2 protein-coding genes and 1 pseudogene are annotated in these 2,070 nt (G+C 48.6%); all 3 read right to left on the bottom strand.

Annotation, left to right across the window (positions count from 1 at the left end; all coding sequences use genetic code 11):
• Positions 1 to 38: 38 nt before the first annotated feature.
• Positions 39 to 833, bottom strand: a complete 795-nt coding sequence (locus ACWA6V_RS20935) for a hypothetical protein (RefSeq protein ID WP_449524299.1) — start codon at positions 831 to 833, stop codon at positions 39 to 41.
• Positions 834 to 987: 154 nt separating this feature from the next.
• The gene (gene sodB, locus ACWA6V_RS20930; protein ID WP_449524298.1) at positions 988 to 1,572 is read right to left on the bottom strand and encodes a superoxide dismutase [Fe]; all 585 of its coding nucleotides are present in this window, start codon (positions 1,570 to 1,572) and stop codon (positions 988 to 990) included.
• Positions 1,573 to 1,863: 291 nt separating this feature from the next.
• Positions 1,864 to 2,070 (bottom strand): annotated as a pseudogene (gene groEL / locus ACWA6V_RS20925) (chaperonin GroEL); the annotation flags it as partial.

Here is a 2,070-nt window from a genome sequence, read left to right as displayed (position 1 = left end):
TTTATTTTCACAACTTTCGCGCCAGACAGCGAGAGAAATTACTTGGGTGCAGTACCCATTTGTTGTTTTATTTGTAAAATTTCGCGGTTGGTACTGCGGCGGAAATCATCAATCGCAGAAATCGCTTCCTCATTGGTGCGCATACGCGCCGCCAAACTATCCAAAGCAGTCATCTCCAACTGCATCTTATCCAATTCTTCTTTCAGGTTTTGCACGCTCTGGGTTTGCTGGCTCACACTGGTGCTCATGCCATCAATTTTTGCAGCGGCAGCATCAGCAACCGTTTTATTGGCTGCTACTTCTTGCTTGAGTGAAGTCACGCCCGCTTTTGCATCAGTTCCCAATTTTTGAGCATTGGCGGCGTCGCGCGCAACGGCCGTCGTTTTTTCGGTGTTAGCTGCAATGGCTTTGCGATTGGTTTCTACCAAGCCTGCGATGCGGCGCACTTCCCCATCCATTTTTTTCAAATTGGATTGCAAGGTGACTACCGATGCGCTGGACTCTTCCGAGGTCAAACTCAGTTGCTGCTCCAACCCTTGGATACGGGTATCAGCCTGTTTAAGCATCTCTTGCGCCTGAAACAATTGCCAACCCAGGAAACCAGCACCACCTGCAGCAACCAACGCAATCACCAGTGCTATCGCAGGCACACTACTGGAAGGAGCCGCCTGTGCATAGGCGGGAGTCGATTGTGGAGTTGGTTTGCGTGAGGGCCGTGCCGGTGGTGGTAAATCGTCATCATGATCGTGTGCTTGAGGTTGTTGACGACGCGGTGCGGATTCCGTCGGCTCAGATACTCCGCCGGTAGATAATGTGGGTTCTCTGCGTTCCATAACAACAAATACCTTAACGATGAGACAGTGATCGAAATGTGTGACAAGTGTGCGCGCATTTTATAGCAGCGGCCAGTACAAACATAGGCCAAGTATTTTATTTCGCATAATAAAAAACGGGCGCGAGGCCCGTTTTTTTGTACCGCAAAACCAATTACTTACTGTAGTTGGCGTTTACGAATTCCCAGTTTACCAACGCCCAGAAAGCGTTCAGGTAAGTTGGGCGAGCATTGCGGTAATCAATGTAGTAAGCATGTTCCCACAAATCCACAGTCAGGATTGGCGTAACAGAAGCATCGGTCAAAGGAGTAGCTGCGTTGCTGGTGTTAACGATGGCAACAGATCCATCCGCCTTTTTCACCAACCAGGTCCAGCTTGAACCGAAGTTGTTGATGGCAGAGTTGGTGAAATCTTCTTTGAATTTGTCGAATGAACCGAAGGCTTTGTTGATTGCTTCAGCCACTGCACCAGTTGCTGCGCCGCCGCCGTTAGGGCTCAGGCAGTGCCAGTAGAAAGTGTGATTCCAGATTTGTGCAGCATTGTTGAACACGCCACCAGAAGAAGTTTTGATCACTTCTTCCAGAGTTTTGCCTTCAAACTCAGTGCCAGGAACCAAACCATTCAGTTTGTCTACGTAGGTTTTGTGGTGCTTGCCGTGGTGGAATTCCAGGGTCTCAGCAGAAATGTGGGGAGCCAATGCATCTTTTGCGTAAGGCAGTGCAGGTAATTCAAAAGCCATGATGTTTCTCCTAGGTCACGGTTGTTTAGGTTCTATCTCTGTTTAAAATCCGGTAGCGAATGATAACAACTAAACAAATTTACGCTTATTAAAAATTCGCTATCGCAAAAATTGGGGGCAATCTATTACTAAAAGCAATCAACAATCGCCAAAAATAATTGCGGCCCACTAGGGGCCGCAACTATAACGCAAAACTACTGTTTAACAGCGGTGGCACCATCGAGGTGCTCACGCGCTGACCAAACTGAAGAAATATTTGCGACCATTTTACAATTCACCGGGACGGATGACTTACATCATGCCGCCCATACCACCCATACCACCCATATCGTGGCCATGGCCACCAGCTGGCTTGTCTTCTGGCAGATCGGCAACCATAGCTTCGGTAGTGATCATCAAACCAGCGATGGAACCTGCTGCCTGCAATGCAGAGCGGGTTACTTTGGCTGGATCGAGGATACCCATTTCCAACATATCACCGAATACGCCAGTAGCAGC

This window comes from Cellvibrio sp., assembly GCF_053579595.1.
This window is presented reverse-complemented; position numbering and strand designations above follow the sequence as displayed.

Excerpts from the sequence above, each read along its gene's own strand:
- ACWA6V_RS20935 (WP_449524299.1), bottom strand. The coding sequence starts at position 833 with ATGGAACGCAGAGAACCCACATTATCTACCGGCGGAGTATCTGAGCCG.
- sodB (WP_449524298.1), bottom strand. The coding sequence starts at position 1,572 with ATGGCTTTTGAATTACCTGCACTGCCTTACGCAAAAGATGCATTGGCT.